This window comes from Bradyrhizobium brasilense (assembly GCF_029714345.1).
Classification (GTDB): Bacteria; Pseudomonadota; Alphaproteobacteria; order Rhizobiales; family Xanthobacteraceae; genus Bradyrhizobium; species Bradyrhizobium australafricanum.
Map to the genome: position 1 here is coordinate 258,276 of NZ_CP121669.1, position 17,964 is coordinate 276,239.

At 65.1% G+C, this 17,964-nt stretch carries 18 protein-coding genes; 8 read left to right on the forward strand and 10 right to left on the reverse strand.

All coding sequences use genetic code 11. The features are described from left to right. Positions 1-93: 93 nt before the first annotated feature. Entirely contained in the window at positions 94-1,542 is a 1,449-nt protein-coding gene (locus QA635_RS01210) for an ammonium transporter (RefSeq protein ID WP_057020316.1), read from the reverse strand. Positions 1,543-1,581: 39 nt separating this feature from the next. Continuing rightward, the gene (locus QA635_RS01215; RefSeq protein ID WP_024583097.1) at positions 1,582-1,920 is read right to left on the reverse strand and encodes a P-II family nitrogen regulator; all 339 of its coding nucleotides are present in this window, start codon (positions 1,918-1,920) and stop codon (positions 1,582-1,584) included. 660 nt (positions 1,921-2,580) lie between these two features. On the opposite strand from QA635_RS01215, the gene QA635_RS01220 reads away from it, so the two are divergent. The 6 genes from QA635_RS01220 to QA635_RS01240 all read left to right on the forward strand — a co-directional run bounded on the left by QA635_RS01220 (position 2,581) and on the right by QA635_RS01240 (position 10,315). Then, entirely contained in the window at positions 2,581-2,826 is a 246-nt protein-coding gene (locus QA635_RS01220) for an acyl carrier protein (RefSeq protein WP_225161899.1), read from the forward strand. A 4-nt stretch (positions 2,827-2,830) separates the two neighbouring features. After that, the gene (locus QA635_RS01225) at positions 2,831-4,033 is read left to right on the forward strand and encodes an acyl-CoA dehydrogenase family protein (RefSeq protein ID WP_425249117.1); all 1,203 of its coding nucleotides are present in this window, start codon (positions 2,831-2,833) and stop codon (positions 4,031-4,033) included. 1 nt (position 4,034) lies between these two features. Continuing rightward, a complete protein-coding gene (locus tag QA635_RS01230; RefSeq protein ID WP_028335830.1) occupies positions 4,035-4,958 on the forward strand; it encodes an amino acid--[acyl-carrier-protein] ligase in 924 nt (307 codons plus the stop codon). A 1-nt stretch (position 4,959) separates the two neighbouring features. After that, positions 4,960-5,958, forward strand: a complete 999-nt coding sequence (locus QA635_RS01235) for a DUF1839 family protein (protein ID WP_283066301.1) — start codon at positions 4,960-4,962, stop codon at positions 5,956-5,958. A gap of 89 nt (positions 5,959-6,047) precedes the next feature. Then, a complete protein-coding gene (locus tag QA635_RS41630; RefSeq protein WP_425249225.1) occupies positions 6,048-8,513 on the forward strand; it encodes a glycoside hydrolase family 2 protein in 2,466 nt (821 codons plus the stop codon). Then, positions 8,510-10,315, forward strand: coding sequence for an alpha/beta fold hydrolase (locus tag QA635_RS01240; RefSeq protein WP_283066303.1), 1,806 nt, complete (start codon positions 8,510-8,512; stop codon positions 10,313-10,315). Before QA635_RS41630 ends, QA635_RS01240 begins: the two co-directional genes overlap by 4 nt. Before the next feature lie 28 nt (positions 10,316-10,343). Here QA635_RS01240 and QA635_RS01245 read toward each other — a convergent pair whose 3' ends face one another. The 5 genes from QA635_RS01245 to QA635_RS01265 all read right to left on the reverse strand — a co-directional run bounded on the left by QA635_RS01245 (position 10,344) and on the right by QA635_RS01265 (position 13,572). Beyond that, a complete protein-coding gene (locus QA635_RS01245) occupies positions 10,344-10,970 on the reverse strand; it encodes an ATP-dependent Clp protease proteolytic subunit (protein ID WP_283066305.1) in 627 nt (208 codons plus the stop codon). 51 nt (positions 10,971-11,021) lie between these two features. After that, positions 11,022-11,378 carry an SRPBCC family protein gene (locus QA635_RS01250; RefSeq protein ID WP_283066307.1) on the reverse strand — a complete coding sequence of 119 codons (357 nt, stop codon included), beginning with the start codon at positions 11,376-11,378 and terminating at the stop codon, positions 11,022-11,024. Beyond that, complete coding sequence (locus QA635_RS01255; protein WP_016841428.1) at positions 11,375-11,689, reverse strand: ArsR/SmtB family transcription factor; 315 nt, start codon at positions 11,687-11,689, stop codon at positions 11,375-11,377. Before QA635_RS01255 ends, QA635_RS01250 begins: the two co-directional genes overlap by 4 nt. 78 nt (positions 11,690-11,767) lie before the next feature. Next, positions 11,768-13,087, reverse strand: coding sequence for an ammonium transporter (locus tag QA635_RS01260; protein WP_283072145.1), 1,320 nt, complete (start codon positions 13,085-13,087; stop codon positions 11,768-11,770). A gap of 146 nt (positions 13,088-13,233) precedes the next feature. Next, positions 13,234-13,572 (reverse strand): P-II family nitrogen regulator, encoded by a 339-nt coding sequence (locus QA635_RS01265; protein ID WP_028335836.1) that lies wholly within the window; start codon positions 13,570-13,572, stop codon positions 13,234-13,236. Between the two features lie 330 nt (positions 13,573-13,902). On the opposite strand from QA635_RS01265, the gene QA635_RS01270 reads away from it, so the two are divergent. Next, a complete protein-coding gene (locus QA635_RS01270) occupies positions 13,903-14,793 on the forward strand; it encodes a DUF4339 domain-containing protein (protein ID WP_283066311.1) in 891 nt (296 codons plus the stop codon). 43 nt (positions 14,794-14,836) lie between these two features. Here the strand turns inward: QA635_RS01270 and tesB are convergent, their stop codons facing one another. After that, entirely contained in the window at positions 14,837-15,700 is an 864-nt protein-coding gene (tesB, locus tag QA635_RS01275) for an acyl-CoA thioesterase II (RefSeq protein WP_016841424.1), read from the reverse strand. A gap of 117 nt (positions 15,701-15,817) precedes the next feature. Between tesB and QA635_RS01280 the strand changes: the two genes are divergently transcribed. Beyond that, entirely contained in the window at positions 15,818-17,038 is a 1,221-nt protein-coding gene (locus tag QA635_RS01280) for a ubiquinone biosynthesis hydroxylase (protein ID WP_283066314.1), read from the forward strand. Between the two features lie 98 nt (positions 17,039-17,136). On the opposite strand, the gene QA635_RS01285 is transcribed toward QA635_RS01280, so the two are convergent. Together QA635_RS01285 and QA635_RS01290 are read right to left on the reverse strand one after the other, a co-directional pair. After that, positions 17,137-17,334, reverse strand: coding sequence for a Trm112 family protein (locus tag QA635_RS01285; RefSeq protein ID WP_029080935.1), 198 nt, complete (start codon positions 17,332-17,334; stop codon positions 17,137-17,139). A gap of 46 nt (positions 17,335-17,380) precedes the next feature. Beyond that, on the reverse strand, positions 17,381-17,917 hold the full coding sequence (locus QA635_RS01290; protein ID WP_283066317.1) for a TetR/AcrR family transcriptional regulator: 537 nt from the start codon (positions 17,915-17,917) through the stop codon (positions 17,381-17,383). Positions 17,918-17,964: the final 47 nt, after the last annotated feature.

Sequence of the window (17,964 nt, forward strand, 5' to 3'; positions counted from 1 at the left end):
GGTATGTGTCCGGACCGTAGTTCTGGGAACGACCGCTTGGGGAGGTCGTGCCCCGGGAGAACCCAAATTAACGGCCCTCAAGGGCCGTTAATTTTACATGTTGTAGGCGCGCTCGGTGTGCTCGGTGATGTCGAGGCCTTCACGCTCGGTCTCGACGTTGGCGCGCAGGCCGACGATCACGTCGACGATCTTGTAGAGGATCGCCGAACCGATGCCCGACCACACCAGCGTGGTGCAGACGCCCCAAACCTGCGAGATCATCTGCGCCGCGAAGTCGTAATCGGCGACCTTCGGCGGGATCGCGGTGTAGTCGATGATGCCTGCACCGCCGAGCGCCGGGTTGACCAGGATGCCGGTGCCGAGCGCGCCGACGATGCCGCCGACGCAGTGGACGCCGAACACGTCGAGCGAGTCGTCATAGCCGAGCGCGTTCTTCACGACCGTGCAGAAGAACAGGCAGACCACGCCGACCACGAGGCCGAGCACGATGGCGCCCATCGGACCGGCGTAGCCGGCCGCCGGCGTCACCGCGACGAGGCCCGCCACCGCGCCCGAGAGCGCGCCGAGCAGCGAGGGATGGCCCTTGATGATCCATTCCGCGAACATCCAGGCCAGCGCCGCCGCGGCAGTCGCCACGAAGGAGTTGGTCATGGCGAGCGCAGCGCCGCCATTGGCTTCGAGGTTGGAGCCGGCGTTGAAACCGAACCAGCCGACCCAGAGCAGCGAGGCGCCGATCATGGTCATGGTCAGCGAGTGCGGAGCCATCAGCTCCTTGCCGTAGCCGGTCCGCTTGCCGATCAGTAGCGCGCCGACCAGGCCGGCGATACCCGCGTTGATGTGCACGACGGTGCCGCCCGCGAAGTCGATCGCGCCCTTCTTGAAGATCCAGCCGGCATCGGCGTTGATCTCGTCGAGCTTGGCCTGCGCCGCGGTCTTGGCCGCGCCGTCAGCCGCGGCGGCGAGCGCCTTGGCGGCATCCTGGATCGCGTCCGGGCCCGGCCAGTACCAGACCATGTGCGCGATCGGGAAATAGATCAGCGTCACCCAGAGCGGGATGAACAGCGCGATCGCCGCGAACTTCATGCGTTCGGCGAAGGCGCCGACGATGAGGGCCGGCGTGATCGCCGCGAACGTCATCTGGAAGCACATGTAGATGAGCTCCGAGATGTTGGCGTCGACCGAGAAGGTCGCCGCCTTCGAGTCCGGCGTGACGCCCATCAGGAAGGCCTTGGAGAAGCCGCCGATGAAGTCGGAGCCGCCGGTGAAGGCGAGGCTGTAGCCGTAGAGGGCCCAGAGCACGGTGACGAGGCAGACCGTGTAGAACACCTGCGCCAGCACCGAGAGCATGTTCTTGGAGCGGACCAGGCCGCCATAGAACAGCGCGAGGCCCGGGATGGTCATCAGCAGCACCAGCACCGTCGAGGTCAGCATCCAGGCGTTGTCGCCCTTGTTGACGGTCGGCTCGGCGTAGGCGGCGGTCGCGGCGAACAGGCCGACTGCAAGGGCCGCCAGTCCCGCGCCATAGGGACGCTTGAACGTCATGTTATTTCACTCCTGAGGTCTTAAGGTTTGAGCGCGAAATCAGAGGGCCGCGGCATCGGCCTCGCCGGTGCGGATGCGCACGGCGTGTTCGAGGCTGATGACGAAGATCTTGCCGTCGCCGATCTGGCCGGTCTTGGCGGCGGAGGTGATGGCGTCGATGGTCTTGTCGACCTGATCGGAATTGACCGCGACCTCGATCTTGATCTTCGGCAGGAAGCTCACGGCATATTCGGCGCCGCGATAGATTTCCGTGTGGCCTTTCTGGCGGCCGTAGCCTTTGACTTCCGTCACCGTGAGACCGTGAACGCCAATGGCGGTCAGGGCGTCACGGACCTCTTCGAGTTTGAATGGCTTAATGATCGCCATAACAATTTTCATGAGTCCTATCCCCGCTTGGGCCCGGTGCGAATGAACACCGGGAGTTTCGACTGAGGTTCACCACGCGGAGGACATCCACTACGCGGGCACAGCCTGGACCCTTAGAATCAAATGCCGTGCCAAACGGCCGGAGTTCGCTAATGGATTATGAATCCGGACCTTTTCCCGCTTTACGGGTGGGAGGTGCCCCTGCGCTATTCCGCCGCGCCTAAAATATGGTCAGGCCTGTCTAGAACGCAGGCACGGCTAACTCCGGACACAATTCTGCTCAGCCGCGGGGCAGTAGGCGGTATCCGGCGAGGGCTTCCGGGCCCGCTCCGCGGTCCGCGAACATCCTTTCGATCATTTCGCCATTCGCGTCGGTCGGACGATTGCGCGATGGGAATTTGATGTTGGGTTTCATCGGCTTGTTTGGGTTCCCACCCGAAAACGGGACCGGCGCAACGACAGTTGCGGGCATCCTCGCCACGTCGTTCTGCGCGACGCGGACAAGGGCTCGCATCAGGTACGCCCGCCAGGACAGCAAATGCTGGACTTTTGCCGGCGCTCGTTACGGATCGTTAGCTGTCTGTAACATTGTCGTTCCGGCGTTAACGCCGCGGTTGCCGTCGTTGCGCTATTGCCGCCGCATAAGAACTTCAATGACAGGTGGGGCAACCAATGATTGATCGTATCCGCTTGCTGCTCCAGCAGCAGCCGATGATTTCGCTGGATTTCAACACGATCACCGACGACACGAATCTCTATGACGCAGGGCTGACATCCTTCGCCACGGTGCAGGTGATGCTGGCGCTCGAGGAAGAGTTCAACATCGAATTTCCCGAAGCGATGCTCACGCGACGGACCTTCTCGTCGCTCGCCAACGTCGCGGACGCCGTTTCACGGCTGACACAGCAGGCGGCGTAAAACCATGAGCGTGGTGAGAAAGATAGAGCCCGTGCCGGCCTCTGCCGCCACGCCGGCCGAGCGCATGCGTTTGGTCGCCAAGGTGGCGGCGCAGCAGGTCGATGCGGTAGACCGTGAGGGCCGCTTCCCGGCCGATACCATCGAAGCATTGAAGCGCGAGCGCCTGCTCGGCGTCGCGATTCCCGTCGAGCATGGCGGGGAGGCATTGGGCACGATGGAGATCGCGGAGCTGATCGTTCAGCTCGCCCAGGCGTGCGGCTCGAGCGCCATGATCTACGCCATGCACCAGATCAAGACGTCGAGCTTCGTCAGCCATGGCGGCGCCAGCGACTGGCATCTGGCCTATATGCGCCGCATTGCGGCGGAGCAGTTGCTGATGGCCTCGGCGACCACGGAAGCCGGCATCGGCGGCAATTTGCGCAATTCGATCTGTGCGGTCGAAGTGGCAGACGGCCGCTTCTCGCTGACAAAGGAAGCAACCGTTATTTCCTACGGCCGCCACGCCGACGCGATTCTTGCCACGGCGCGGCGCGCTCCCGACGCGGCAAGCTCCGATCAGGTGATGGTTGTCATTCCCGCGGACCTGAACCGCACGCTGGAGCGCACGTCCGTATGGGATACGCTCGGAATGCGCGGCACCTGTTCGGACGGTTTCCATCTCGTCGCGCACGGTGACGCGGCGCAGATCTTCCCCAAGCCGTTCTCGGAGATCGCGGCACAGTCGATGCTGGCGAGCTCGCATATCTTCTGGGCGGCGACCTGGTTCGGTATCGCCACCGATGCCTTCAATCGCGCGCAAGCATTCGTCAAGGCTGCGGCGCGCAAGCAGGCGGATGGGAGTCTGCCGCCGGGCGCGCTTCGGCTCGCCGAGGCGGCCGCCCTGCTTCAGGAGATGAAGGGTCATCTCACGGCCGCCATTGACCGCTTCGATGCGGCCAAGGGCAATGACGATGCGCTCTCCTCGATTGGCTTTACCGCCGAGATCAACGCGTTGAAGGTCGCTGCGAGCGAGAAGGCTGGGGCGATCGTGCGGCTCGCCATGCTGATCAACGGCATCGTGGGCTACAAGAACGGCACGCCGTTCAGCGTCGGCAGACACCTGCGCGATGTGAGCTCAGCGCCGCTGATGATTTCGAACGACCGTATTCTTTCCAACACCGCGACGCTCCTGCTGATGAGCCGCTTTGACACCAGCCTGAGAGGTTGAGATGGACGCCAAGACGTTCGATGCCAAGAGCCTGCTCGACACCCTGTTCGACAAGAGCATCCTGTTCAAGACCGGAGTAGACGGGCTTTATGGCCGCTCCGGCGTTTTCGAAGACGTGATCGAGCGCTTTGAGCGGCTCGTGACCAGCATCGGAGCGCCAGACAAGGCAACCCGCATCCACTTCCCACCGGGCATGAGCCGCGCCACGCTTGAAGGCAGTGGCTATATGAAAAGCTTCCCGCAGCTTGCAGGCTGCGTGCATTCCTTCATGGGCGGCGAGCGCGAGCACGCGCAGCTTCTCGGCATGATGGCTGCGGGAGAGGACTGGACCGAACTGCAGCAGGCGACGAACGTCGTGCTGACGCCAGCCGCCTGCTATCCGCTCTATCCGACCGTTGCCGCGCGCGGTCCGGTGCCCGATGACGGTGTGCTGTTCGAGCTTTCCTCCTATTGCTTCCGTCATGAGCCTTCCAAGGATCCCGCGCGCATGCAGCTGTTCCGCATGCGCGAATTCGTCCGCATCGGTACGGCCGAGCAGGTGTGCGCCTTCCGCGAAAGCTGGCTGGAGCGCGGCAAGGCGATGATCGAATCCCTCGACCTGCCCTGCGAGGTTGATCTCGCCAACGATCCGTTCTTCGGTCGCGGCGGCAAGATGATGGCCAACAACCAGCGCGACGAGGGACTCAAGTTCGAGCTGCTGATCCCGGTAACCAGTATCGAGAAACCGACGGCCTGCTTATCCTTCAACTATCATCGCGACCATTTTGGCCAGACCTGGGGCCTCAAATTCGCGGATGGCAGCCTGTGTCACTCGGCCTGCGTCGGCTTCGGGCTGGAGCGCGTGGCGCTCGCGCTGTTCCGCCATCACGGCCCTGAGGTCGAGGCATGGCCGGCTTCCGTGCGCGACACGCTTTGGGGCAACTGAAATGCAGAGTGCCATCGCCGGGCTCGATCCGGCCGACTACAAGCCGCACCTGCTACACGACGCGGAGCGGCGATGGCCGCAGACCAACTGCTATGTCGATCTTCTGATCGAAGTCATGCATGCGAACGGGAATGACCCGGTCGCTGCGCTCGGCTTCACCGTGGCGCAGGATTTCGAAGGCGACCAGTTCACGTTCTTCAAGTTCCCGACGGCCGACCTGCAGCGATTGGCCGGCCTGGATATCCAGGAACTGTCCGTGTTCGATCGCCTGGAGACGCACGTTCTCAATCAGATCGAGCGCGGGCGGCTGCCGCTGGTCGAGGTCGATGCCTTCTACCTGCCCGACACGAAGGGCATCACCTATCGCAGCGGCCATTCCAAGACGACGATCGGCGTCAACGTGCTCGATCCCGGGCGCCGCCACATGGCCTACTTCCACAACGACGGCTACTTCGCGCTGGACGGTGAGGACTATGACGGCATTTTCGGGCAGCGCGCCGGCGCGCCGGCCGGCGGCCTGCCGCTGTTTCCCTATGCCGAGTTCGTCAAGTTCGACACCACGCGCCCCTCGCGCGATCCGGTCAGTGCGGCCACGGAAATCCTCGCGCAGCATCTGCGGCGGAGGCCGAAACGCAACCCGCTCGATGCCTATGCGGCGGTGTTCGGCGGCCATGCCGAGGCACTGACCGCCCGGTCACCGGAGTATTTTCACATCTACGCCTTCAACACGTTGCGGCAGGTGGGCGCCAATTTCGAACTCCTCTCCAGTCATCTGGAATGGCTGAGACGGCACGGCGAGACCGGTCTGGCCGAGGCGATCGAAGCCGCCGCGGCAATCGCCGAGGGCGCCAAGGTCATGCAATTCAAGCTCGCCCGCGCCATGGCCCGGCATCGGTTCGATGGGCTCGCGGACGCCATCGGGCCGATGGCCAAGGCATGGCAAACGGTGATGGACGCTCTGGACAGTCGCACGGCGGATCTCGCCAGCAAGGCAGCGTAGGACCGGCCTGCCGGTCATGGGAATGCATGTGTATGGACGCTTTGGTGTCGACGACCGACACGGCCGAGCCTCTGGACAGCGGCTGGTGCATGGTCGTCTCGCCGGCCGGCGCGTGGGCGTCTCCGGCGGCGATTGACGGCAGCGCCGAATGGCTGGAGGCGGCGTGCCCCGGCACGGCCGCTGCTGCGCTGGAACGGCTTGGCCGCTGGGACCGCAACCATCCCACTCCGCTGCACGACCAGGACGTCTGGTATCGTCGCCGGCTCGATGTCACCGGCCCGGCCCGTCTCGTATTTGACGGCTTGGCAACGGTTGCAGAGGTCTGGCTCGACGATCGCCTCGTGCTGTCCTCGACCTCGATGTTCGAGCGCCATGATGTGGCCCTGACGCTTGCCGGCGGCGAGCAACTGGCCATCGCATTCCGCAGCCTCGACCGCCATCTGGAAACCCTGACCGGTCCGCGTGCGCGCTGGCGGCCACGCATGATCGACGATCAGCGGCTGAGGCTCGTACGGACCACGCTGATCGGCCATATGCCGGGTTGGTCCCCTGGCTTCGACATCGTCGGACCATGGCGACCGATCAAGCTGATCCGCGATACCAACCGGCAAGGCGTGCGCGATGTGCAAATGCAGGCCGACCTCGTCGGCACAACAGGGCATCTTTCCATCGCGATCACGCTGGTCGAGCCGTTTGATGACGCGCCGGCCACGGTCGCCTGTGCGGGCGCAGTCGCCGCATTGACCCCAGAGACAGCGACGCGGCTGACGGCGAAACTGGATATTGCGAACGTTGCGCCATGGTGGCCGAGCAGCCATGGCGATCCGGCGCTGCACGAGGTTGTCGTCACGCTCGGCTCGATGCGAGTAACGCTCGGCCGCGTCGGCTTCCGGCATATCGAGATCGATCGCGGCACCGACGGCCGCGGCTTTCGGCTGGTCGTCAACGGCGTATCCGTCTTTTGTCGCGGCTCGGTGTGGACGCCGTCCGACCTGGTGCGGCTGCCGTCCTCACGCGAAGAGATCGCGCGCGACCTCGATCTTGCACGACGGGCGGGCGTCAACATGCTCAGGGTCGGCGGCACGTTCGTCTACGAGGGCGACGCGTTTCACGAACTCTGCGACGAGATGGGCATCCTGGTCTGGCAGGACCTGATGCTCGCCAATTTCGACTATCCGTCGAAGGACGAGGCCTGGTGCGCGTCGCTCTCGCGCGAGGTCGAGGACCTGCTCACGCGGCTCAGGCATTCGCCGTCACTCGCCGTTCTGTGCGGCGGCAGCGAGGTGGCACAGCAGGCGGCGATGATGGGCATGCCGATGTCGATGGATCCGACGCCCTGGTTCGACAAGGTGGTGCGCCCCATCGCTGAAGCGAAGCGTCCCGACCTGGTGCTTGTGACGTCATCGCCATCCGGCGGCAACCTGCCTTTCACGGCTGATGGCGGGCCGATGCATTATTACGGGGTCGGCGCCTATTGCCGGCCGCTGGATGACGCGCGCCGGGCCGAAGTGCGCTTCGCGAGCGAATGCCTTGCCTTTGCCAATGTGCCTGACCAGGCAACGCTGGATGCGCATCTGCCGGTGCCGCCGGTGCACGATCCGCGCTGGAAGGCGGGTGTGCCGCGCGACGTCGGCGCGTCGTGGGACTTCGAGGATGTGCGCGAGCACTATCTGGAAACGCTTTTTTCCGTCGACGCGCGCCGGCTGCGCATCGAAAATACCAGACGCTATCTCGAACTCTCCCGTGCGGTGACGACCGAGGTGGTGGAGCGCACCATCGACGAATGGCGCAGACCCTGTTCGCCGACGGCTGGAGCGCTGCTGTTCTTCTGGAAGGACTTGCGGCCGGGCGCGGGTTGGGGCGTGGTCGATTCGACCGGACGGCCCAAGCCCGTCTGGCACGGGCTGAGGCGCGCATTTGCCCCGCTCCGGCTGATCCTGAGCGACGAGGGCGTCGACGGGCTGACCGTCCATGCCGTCAACGATACCGAGCAGACCGTTCGGGCGACATTATCGTTGACCTGTCTGCGGGACGGCGTCACGCCGGTGGTGTCAGCGCGCCAAACGATCAGCGTGCCGGCGCACGGCGGCCTGTCGCTTTCGGCCTTCTCGGTACTCGGCGCCTTTTTCGATATTTCCTACGCCTATCGCTTCGGGCCGCCCGGACATGAGGTCACCGTTGCAAGGCTGGAAGGCGACGACGGGAAGGTCTTTGCCGAGGCCTTCCATGTGCTGCCGGGCGTCATGACCGCGCAACGCGACGTGGGCCTGACTGTGAGTTTGGTGCGTCGGAAGGACACGTGGCGGCTGCGGCTGGCCTGCAAACGCGCGGCCTACCACGTCTCCATCCAGGACGATCAGTTCGTTCCAACGGAGAACAATTTCCACCTGATGCCGGGCATCGAGCGGGAGGTCGGCCTTGACGGTCCGCCCCTGGCGACACCCGGCGGCGCGGTGACAGCGCTCAATGCCGATCGCGACGCGAGCTATGAGGTGCCGAGAGCGGAAGCATTGGAAGTCGTGCGGACAAAGGAGTCCGCCGGGAGCATGACATGAAACCAGTTGTCTTTGCCGATACCATCGGCTGGCTGAACGTAGCGAAGGGGCGGCGGGGCGTTGTCATCGCCGGCGCGCATGGTCATGAGGATCTGTGCAGTCGCCGATTCCTGAAGCTGTTGTCCGACAGGGCGGCCGCGGCGGGCCTGCCTGTCCTGCTGTTTGACTATCCCGGCTGCGGCGACGCTGCCGGCGACCATTCGGCGCCAGGCCGGGTGATGGCCTGGACCGCAAGCATCGGCGCGGCGATCGACCGGTTGAAGCGGGATTGCGGCGTGGAGGATGTCATCCTCGCCGGCTTCCGTCTCGGCGCGCTGCTGGCCCCGCTCACTGCGGCGGGGCGGGACGACGTGGCAGGCCTCGCGCTGCTTGCGCCACCGAGTTCCGGAAAAACCTATGTGCGCGAAATCACCGCGATGTCGCGCGTGATCGATGGATCGCTCGCCAACAGCGCGGCAAGCGACGCGACGTTCGCCGAGGGCCGCGAGGCCGTCGGCTTCCGGCTTTCGCATGAGACGCTCGCCGATCTGTCGAGGCTGGATTGGCGGCGGGCCGTCGCGGCCCTTCCGCCCCTGCCGATGCTTTTGATCGCGAACGGAAAGCCGTTGGCAGGCTCTGAAATCCGCGACGGTCGAACTTCTTTCGAAGGCGCGACAATCGCCGAGTTCAAGGACTATCACCTGCTCATGTGCGACCCGACCGCGAACCGGATCCCGGCCGACGTTGTCGATTGCTGGGCGGATTGGTTGTCCGACCGGGCCGTCGCCGGCGTAGCTCAGGGCGTCGAGTCCCTGACCGGCCGCGAGCTATTGGAGGGATCGCACTACACGGAAGAGCCGGTTGTGATCAGGCAGGCGCCATTGATCTGTGGCGTGCTGACCCGGCCACGTGACGGCCATGCTGCGGCCGATCCGGTCATCTTCCTCAACTCTGGCGGCGTGCCGCATGTGGGTTGGGCGCGCGGCACGGTCGAGGCGGCGCGCGAGCTTGCCGCCGCCGGCGTGGCGTCGCTACGCATTGACCTGCCGGGCCTCGGCCTGAGCGACGATGCCGGGAGCAATCGTCTGTTCCTCTATGATTCCCGCACCCGCTTCGACGTCAGCGCGGCGATTGACTGGATGCAGCGGGCGGGCTTTGCCAAAGTCGAGCTTGTGGGCACGTGCTCGGGCGCCTTCCAGGCCTTTCACGCTGCGCGCGCGGACCGCCGCGTCCGCGCCCTGACCATGATCAACCCGCTCTGCTTTGCCTGGAACAGTTCCTACGCGTTGGAGCTTACGGCCTGGAAAGCATACGAAGCCTCCAAGGCGAATCGCGGAAGCCAGCCGCAGATCGGGCCGGAGGAGGGGTCTGCGATGACGACCAGGTCCGCCTGGAAGCTGTCAGTGTCAGATAGCGCCAGGCGGCTGGTGCGGCGCGGATTGGAAGCCGTCAAGTCGACGCTGTCGGCGATGCATCCGTCCGCCTTGCTTGGTCGTAACCGCGTCGAGCGCTGGATGCGCGAGCTTTGTAGCCGCGGCGTGCGCGTCCTCATGGTCACCTCGGACGGCGATCTCAGCCTGCAGGAGATCGCACGGCATTTCGGTCAGGACGGCAAACGGCTCACAAGCATCCCTGGAGTGACGCGGTTGACGCTGCCGAACGCCGACCATTCGCTGACGCCTCGTCATGCGCGACGCGCTGTCGTCGCGCGCCTGATCGACCACCGCGGCGGCGGCAGGCGCGGAGGATCGAGCCGTCCCGATGCCGTGCGGGTCACGGCGCAGCATGCCGAGGTGAAGCCTAAATCGATGGCGCTGTCATGAAACGGTTTGGCCGCTCGAGCTACGAAGATCAGCGCGGCACCGGATGATGTTTTTCGGCGGCGTCGCGTTCGGCGAAGACCTTGTCGATCAGTCCCCATTCGAGCGCCTGCTGCGCGGACATGAAGTGATCGCGATCCAGGGTCCGTTCCACGTCGGCTTCGGTGCGCCCGCAGTGCTGCGCATAGAGCCGTATGATGCGCCGCTTGGTCTCCTGCATCTCGGTGGCATGGATCAGGATGTCGGACGCCTGGCCCTGGAAGCCACCGAGCGGCTGATGCACGTGGAGGCTCGCATTCGGCAGCGCGGCGCGGTGACCGGGCTCGCCGGCCATCAAAAGGAATGACCCCATCGAGCGCGCCGTGCCCATGCACAGCGTGTGCACCGGCGCCTTGATGAACTGCATGGTGTCGTACATCGCAAGCCCGCTGGTGATCACGCCGCCATAGGAGTTGATGTAGAGGTTGATCGGCTTGTTAGGGTTGTCGGCTTCGAGGAACAGCAGCTGCGCGCAGACCAGGCCGGACATCGCATCATTGACCTCGCCGTTCAGGAAGATGATGCGCTCGCGCAGCAGCCTGGAATAGATGTCGAAGGAACGTTCGCCGCGGCTCGACTGTTCGACGACCATAGGGACGAGTTGCATCATGTCGCGCATCGGCGACCTCCATTGCTGCAGGTGATGAAGTCTCAACGGGTGTTGAAGTGATCAGGCCGCGCGCATCAGGCAGCGGTTGTTGCTGTTGGCCGGTTGCGGCTGCTTTCCCCTGAGATCACTGGCCTGCTGGATGATGCGAAAGCGGGTGCCGCCGGCCTCGTTCGGCTCGATCCGGAAGGTGACATGGCTTTCGCGAAACGGCGGCTCGGACTCGCGCAGCCGGAAGCGCACCTCTTCGCCAGCGATCGATGACAGGGGTTCAGCGTCCGCGAGATCGCAATCCGGGAGCCAGCGTTCGCGCAGGGCCGGAATGGTCACCGCGCGCCATACTTTTTCAGGCGGTGCATCGAGCTCGTATTCGAGCACCAGGTCGGCGTCGGCATGATCAGGCTCAACTGTGTCGCTCATTGATCCATGTCCTTCAGCAGATCGGAGAGCGCTTCGATGCGCTTCGGCCAATAGGCGCGGTAGCGGGCGAGCCAGGTCCCGATGCTCGCGATGCCGTCCGGGTCGACCTCATAATTCACGAAGCGGCCCTGCCGCTGCTCGCGCACCAGCCCTGCCGCGCGCAGCACCGCCAGATGCTGCGACATTGCCGGCTGGCTGATCTCAAGTCCGTCGCGCAAGGCGCTGGCGTTCAGGCTGCCGCCGGCCAGCTTCTCAAAGACCTTGCGGCGGGTCGGATCGGCCAGAGCCTTGAAGATGTCGGTGTCGACCATGGCGACACATAAGCATACACTTATGTGTCGCGCAAGCCGGAACTGGCTCGACGTTCAGGACGGGGCAAGCCGGACGGCTTACTGCAGCGCCTCGCCGTGCTGGGAGATGTCGAGACCTTCGAGCTCCTGCTGCATCGAGACGCGCAGCGGGACGAAGGCGCTGACCAGCTTGAGCAGCACGAAGGTGACCCCGCCGCACCAGACAAAGGTGACTGCGACGCCGTAGAGCTGGATCAGCAGCTGCTTCGGATTGCCCTCGAGCAGGCCGGACGTGCCGCCGATCGCCGAGGCCGCGAACACGCCGGCAAGCAGCGTGCCGGTCAGGCCGCCGATGCCGTGCACGCCGAACACGTCGAGCGAGTCGTCATACTTGAAGCGATGCTTCAGCCAGGTGCAGGCCCAGAAGCAGACCAGGCCGGCAATGATGCCGATGACGACGCCGTGCCACGGCGCGACGAAGCCGGATGCCGGGGTGATGGTGCCGAGCCCCGCGACCGCACCCGAGATCATGCCGAGCACCGACGGCTTGCGGCGCGTCGCCCATTCGATCGCGCCCCAGGTCAGCGCGCCGGCGCAGGCCGCAAGATGGGTGGCGGTGATCGCCATCACCGCGCGCGAATTGGCCGCGAGTGCCGAACCGCCGTTGAAGCCGAACCAGCCGACCCAGAGCAGGCCGGTGCCGACCACCGCGAGCGACAGATCGAACGGTGAAAGATTGTCATTGCCATAGCCGTGGCGGTTGCCCATCACCTTGGCCGCGACCAGGCCGCTGATGCCGGCGGAGAGATGCACCACAAGACCGCCGGCGAAATCCAGCACGCCCGCTGAAGCGAGGAAGCCGCCGCCCCACACCCAATGCGCCAGCGGCACATAGGCGAAGATGAACCAGCCGATCGAGAACAGCACATAGGCGGAGAACCGCATGCGGTCGGCGACCGAGCCTGCGACCAGCGCCACCGTGATGATCGCGAACGTCATCTGGTACAGCATGAACAGCGCTTCGGGGATGGTCTTCGCCGCCGGATTGATGCTGTCCATGGTGATGCCGGCCAGGAACCAGCGATCGAGCGAGCCGAGCCAAGGACCGTCGCCGACGAAGCTCAGCGAATAGCCGAAGGTGACCCAGAGGATCGAGACGAGCGCAACGGCGGTGAGGCTCTGCGCCATCGTCGCCAGCACGTTCTTCTTGCGCACCATGCCGGAGTAGAACAGCGCCAGTCCGGGGATCGTCATCATCAGCACCAGCGCGGTGGCGACGATCATCCAGGCGGTGTCGGCGGCGTTGACGCCGGAGCTGGATGCCGAGTCTTGCGCGAAGGCCGGCGTGGCTTGCGCGAACAGGATTGCAGCAGTGATCGGCGCAGCTGATATCGCTGCACGAAGAGCTCGTGCCCCCATCATCATTCCCCGGCGGTCGTCGTTTCTTGGTGTGCGGTTGTGGCGTGCGCCGGCGTCGTTGCCGGCGATGATCTCGATCGTTTTGTTGGGCATGATCTCCGCGCAAACGCTTTCCGCGTTTGTCGCGAAGGATCAGGCTCCAGGGTTCAGAGCGCGTCGTTGTCGGTCTCGCCGGTGCGGATGCGCAGCGCATGATCGATCGGCGTCACGAAGATCTTGCCGTCGCCGATCTGGCCGGTGCGGGCGTGCTCGGTGATGACGCTGACCGCCTTGTCGGCGAGCTCGGTATCGACGGCGATCTCGATCCGAAGCTTGGGCAGGAAGTTCACGACATATTCGGCGCCGCGATAGATCTCGGTGTGGCCCTTCTGGCGGCCATAGCCCTTCACCTCGGTCACCGTCATGCCGTGGACGCCGATCGCGGTCAGCGCTTGGCGCACCTCATCGAGCTTGAACGGTTTGATGATCGCGACGACGAGTTTCATGGTTCAGGCCTTCATTCCCTTGAGGTTTTCCGTGTGCGCCCGTCCCGGAGCGGCACTTGCCGTCCCGCGAGCCGGCACCTGCTGCCTCCCGGAGCGGCAATTTGCCATCCCCGAGCGGCACTTCGCGTCCGCCAAATCTGGCAGCTTTCTGGGCAAATGGCATAAAAAACTTGCAGGTTGAAGCGGAAAACATGCGCAGCGCGTGTGCTCCCTCACTGTACGGAATGGAAACGCTCGGCCACAATGTGGCTTTCCCGCCCCGGCCAGCGCTCTTGCTGGTTCGTTTCGCCTATCGCGTGTCCCTGTGCGCGCGCCCCGAGGAAACAAGAAATGTCGAACCGAAACTGGTTTTATGCATCCGAAGGCCAGCAAAAGGGCCCCCTGCCTGAAACCCAGCTCCGCGACCTGATCACCCGGGGCGTGGTGGGGGCCGACACCCTGGTGTGGACCGAGGGCATGGCCGGCTGGCAGAAGGCCGGGGAGATTCCGGGCCTCGTCCCGAGCGCCGGCGCGCCGCCGGCATTTCCGCAGGCCGGCGGACCGCCGCCGGTGGTGGCGTCCGGAAGCTATAGCGGCGGCACGCTGTCCGCCGACTTCCCGATCTGGGGCCTGTTCGGCCGCAGCCTGTTGATGTTCATCGGCCAGATTCTCGTCATCCCGGCGCCGTGGACCGCGACCGGCCTGTACCGCTTTGCGATTCCCTATATCCGCGTGCCGGGCCGCCCGCATTTCGCCTTCACCGGGCAGCCGCTCGACATCTGGTGGGTCTTCATCGTGCTCGGCCTTCTGACCTATGCCGGCGCGGCCAACAGCAACATCGTGACGCTGCTCTCGCTGCTGTTGCAGGGCTTCCTGAGCTGGATGATCGTGCGCTGGATCATCGGTCATCTCAGCTCGAGCGGCCAGGACCTACCGATCTCGTTCAAGGGCAGCCCGGTCGCCTATGTCGGCTGGTACGTGGCGATGGTGGTCTCGGCCATCACCATCATCGGCTGGGCCTGGGTGCTGACCGCCTGGATGCGCTGGATCTGCCGCAACATCGACGGCACGCGCCGCGAGGTCAGCTTCAATGCGTCCGGCATCGAGGTGCTGTGGCGAACCATCGTGTTCACGATCGCCTGCGGCTTCCTGATCCCGATTCCATGGGTGCTGCGCTGGTACGGCAACTGGTTCGTCTCGCAATTCGCGCTGACCGAGCGCGGCGCCTACGCCGGCCAGTAAGCCCGATCGCATCGTGCCCACCGGCTCTGTTCGAGCGTGAGCGCTACGCCTTTCGCTCGCGCACCGAACCTTCTTGCGCGACGGACGCCACCAGCGTGCCGTCGGGCTTGAAGATCAGGCCGCGTGTCAGGCCGCGGCCCGACTGCGCGCTCGGCGAATCCTGCGCGTAGAGCAGCCATTCGTCGGCGCGGAACGGGCGGTGAAACCACATCGCGTGATCGAGGCTCGCGGGCATCATGCGCTTGTCGAACAGCGTGCGGCCGTAGCGCGCCATCACGGCATCGAGCAGCGAGAAATCTGACGCATAGGCGAGCGCGCACAGATGCAGCGCGGGATCGTCGGGCAGCTTGGCCGCGGTGCGGATCCAGACATGGATGCGGCCGTCGTCGATCTTCTGGCCGAAATAACGGCCGAGCTCGACCGGGCGCAGCTCGATCGGCCGGTCGCTCTCGTAATAGCGGCGGATGAACTCCGGCATCTCCTTGAACATCGGCTGCTTCGACACTTCCTCCGCGGTCAGCTTCTCCGGCGGCGGCACGTCGGGCATCTTCTCCTGATGATTGAAGTTGCTCTCTTCCTCGGCATGGAACGAGACCATGATGGAGAAGATCGCGTTGCCGTGCTGGATCGCGGTGACGCGGCGGGTGGTGTAGCTCTTGCCGTCGCGCAGCCGCTCGACCTGGTAGATGATCGGGATCTGCGGATCGCCGGGCAGGATGAAGTAGCAATGGATCGAGTGCGGCAGGCGGCCCTCGACGGTGCGGCAGGCCGCCACCATCGCCTGGCCGATCACCTGGCCGCCGAACACCCGCTGCCAGCTCGTCTTCGGGCTGTTGCCGCGGAACAAATTCACCTCGAGCTGCTCGAGATCGAGGATGGACAGCAGGTCGATCAGGCTCTTGGACATGGATAGGCCCCGGAATGACGATTGGGGCTGTTAGCCGCCCTTGTTTCTAAACTCTGTTTCGCCCAGCTAATATCAGGTAGCAAGTCTCCTTTGATGGCGTAATCGAGTAAGGATCGCATGCCGGCACAGCGAAGTATTGTCATCTGCGGGGGCGCATTTGCGGGGTTGGCGCTGGCCGTGGCGCTGCGCCAGGGGCTTGGGCCCGACATCCCGGTCATCGTGGCCGATCCGGCGCTGAGCCAGCGCCCGAGCCGCGATCCGCGCGCGACCGCGATCGTGGCGGCCTGCCGGCGGCTGTTCGAGACCCTCGGCGTCTGGGGCCAGGTGGCGCCGACGGCGCAGCCGATCACGGATATGGTCGTGACCGACTCCAGGCTGGAGGACGCGACGCGCCCGGTGTTCCTGACCTTCGCCGGCAATGTCGCGCCCGGCGAGCCGTTCGCCCATATGGTCGAGAACCGCTATTTGATCGATGCGCTTGCGAGCCGTGCCGAGGCCGAGGGCGTCGAGCTGCGTGCCGCCGCGGTGTCGAGCTTCGCGTCGCGGCCCGACGGCGTCAGCGTTACGCTGGCCGACGGCACCGTGATCGATGCGAGCCTGCTGGTCGCCGCCGACGGCGCCCGCTCGAAGCTGCGCGAGCGCGCCGGGATTGCGACCCATGGCTGGGACTACGACCAGTCCGGCATCGTGGTCACGGTCGGGCACGAGCGCGAACATCACGGCCGCGCCGAGGAGCATTTCCTGCCCGCCGGGCCGTTCGCGATCCTGCCGCTGACCGGCAATCGCTCGTCGCTGGTGTGGACCGAGACTCGCAACGATGCCGCGCGCATTGTCGCCTTGAACGAAGAGCAATTCCACGCCGAGCTCGAGCAGCGCTTCGGCCTGCATCTCGGCGAGATCAAGCCGCTCGACAAGCCGCGCGCCTTCCCGCTCGGCTATTTCGTCGCGCGCTCGTTCATCGCCGAACGGCTGGCGCTGATCGGCGACGCCGCGCATGTGATCCATCCGATCGCGGGGCAGGGGCTCAACATGGGCCTGAAGGATGTCGCTGCGCTCGCCGAGGTCGTGGTCGATGCGGCGCGGCTCGGCATGGACCTCGGCCAGGCCGACGTGCTCGAGCGCTACCAGCGTTGGCGGCGCTTCGACACGATGGCGATGGGCGTCGCCACCAACTCGCTGAACTTCCTGTTCTCCAACGAATCGACGCTGCTGCGCACCGTGCGCGACATTGGTCTCGGTCTCGTCGATCGCGCGCCGCCGTTGAAGGAGATGTTCATCCGCCAGGCGGCGGGACTGTCAGGCGAGGTGCCGCGGCTGCTAAAGGGCGAGGCGCTTTAGCCCTCGTAGCCCGGATGAAGCGAAGCGAAATCCGGGGCAGACTATCCGCGGTGAGACTTTCCCGGATTGCGCTGCGCTTCATCCGGGCTGCATCGTCTTCAATCGATCTTCCTCGCCTCTTCCGGCAGCATGATCGGAATGCCGTCGCGGATCGGATAGGCGAGCTTGGCGGAGCGCGAGATCAGCTCCTGCCGCGCGGCGTCGAATTCCAGCGGTCCCTTGGTGATCGGGCACACCAGGATTTCCAGCAGTTTTGGGTCGGCGGTGCTATCGAGATGATCGGTCGTGGAATTCATGGGAGTCTCCGGCTCGCCGTGATGTAGCACATCCAAATGTCAGCTGTCAGCGCTTGGCCATCCGCAGCAGCTCGTCGATCGCGGCCTGCTGACGCGGCTTCGGCAGCGCCTGCTCGGACAGCGCGTAGCCGATGAAGGCCCAGTAGAAGATCTGCGCGCGGCCGCGCGCCACGTCGTCGTCGAATCCGGCCTGGCGGAGCAGGGTTTCGATATAGCCGATCCGGCGCTGGTCGACCTCGAGCACGGCGGCGCGCGCCGTGGCATCGGCGGTGGCCCAGCTGCGCACCGCGCGTTCCAACGCCAGCCGCGCCGAGAAGGCACGGCGCAGCAACAGCGCCAGCGCGTCGCCGCCTTCCGGAATGGTCTCGAGCTCCGCGATCACCTGCTCGGCCGCGACCTCGCGCCAATGGGTGAGGATCGCCGCGCGGTAGGCGCCGATGTCGGCGAAATGCCAGTAGAAGCTGCCGCGCGAGACGCCCATGGCCTTGGCCAGCGGCTCGGCCTTGAGCGCCGTGAAGCCGCGTCGCGCCAGCGTCTTCAGGCCCTGATCGAGCCAGTCCTTGACCGAGAGCTGTTCCGTCATGGTTCCCCGTCCGCGCTGCCTACCATACACAAGTGTATTGACAGGCG

Coding starts and splice junctions, on each gene's coding strand:
- QA635_RS01235 (WP_283066301.1), top strand. CDS start 4,960: ATGCAGAGTGCCATCGCCGGGCTCGATCCGGCCGACTACAAGCCGCAC.
- tesB (WP_016841424.1), bottom strand. CDS start 15,700: ATGTCCAAGAGCCTGATCGACCTGCTGTCCATCCTCGATCTCGAGCAG.
- QA635_RS01245 (WP_283066305.1), bottom strand. CDS start 10,970: ATGCGCGACATGATGCAACTCGTCCCTATGGTCGTCGAACAGTCGAGC.
- QA635_RS01255 (WP_016841428.1), bottom strand. CDS start 11,689: ATGGTCGACACCGACATCTTCAAGGCTCTGGCCGATCCGACCCGCCGC.
- QA635_RS01240 (WP_283066303.1), top strand. CDS start 8,510: ATGAAACCAGTTGTCTTTGCCGATACCATCGGCTGGCTGAACGTAGCG.
- QA635_RS01265 (WP_028335836.1), bottom strand. CDS start 13,572: ATGAAACTCGTCGTCGCGATCATCAAACCGTTCAAGCTCGATGAGGTG.
- QA635_RS01230 (WP_028335830.1), top strand. CDS start 4,035: ATGGACGCCAAGACGTTCGATGCCAAGAGCCTGCTCGACACCCTGTTC.
- QA635_RS01215 (WP_024583097.1), bottom strand. CDS start 1,920: ATGAAAATTGTTATGGCGATCATTAAGCCATTCAAACTCGAAGAGGTC.
- QA635_RS01250 (WP_283066307.1), bottom strand. CDS start 11,378: ATGAGCGACACAGTTGAGCCTGATCATGCCGACGCCGACCTGGTGCTC.
- QA635_RS01210 (WP_057020316.1), bottom strand. CDS start 1,542: ATGACGTTCAAGCGTCCCTATGGCGCGGGACTGGCGGCCCTTGCAGTC.
- QA635_RS01225 (WP_425249117.1), top strand. CDS start 2,831: ATGAGCGTGGTGAGAAAGATAGAGCCCGTGCCGGCCTCTGCCGCCACG.
- QA635_RS41630 (WP_425249225.1), top strand. CDS start 6,048: ATGGTCGTCTCGCCGGCCGGCGCGTGGGCGTCTCCGGCGGCGATTGAC.
- QA635_RS01285 (WP_029080935.1), bottom strand. CDS start 17,334: ATGAATTCCACGACCGATCATCTCGATAGCACCGCCGACCCAAAACTG.
- QA635_RS01280 (WP_283066314.1), top strand. CDS start 15,818: ATGCCGGCACAGCGAAGTATTGTCATCTGCGGGGGCGCATTTGCGGGG.
- QA635_RS01220 (WP_225161899.1), top strand. CDS start 2,581: ATGATTGATCGTATCCGCTTGCTGCTCCAGCAGCAGCCGATGATTTCG.
- QA635_RS01260 (WP_283072145.1), bottom strand. CDS start 13,087: ATGGGGGCACGAGCTCTTCGTGCAGCGATATCAGCTGCGCCGATCACT.
- QA635_RS01270 (WP_283066311.1), top strand. CDS start 13,903: ATGTCGAACCGAAACTGGTTTTATGCATCCGAAGGCCAGCAAAAGGGC.
- QA635_RS01290 (WP_283066317.1), bottom strand. CDS start 17,917: ATGACGGAACAGCTCTCGGTCAAGGACTGGCTCGATCAGGGCCTGAAG.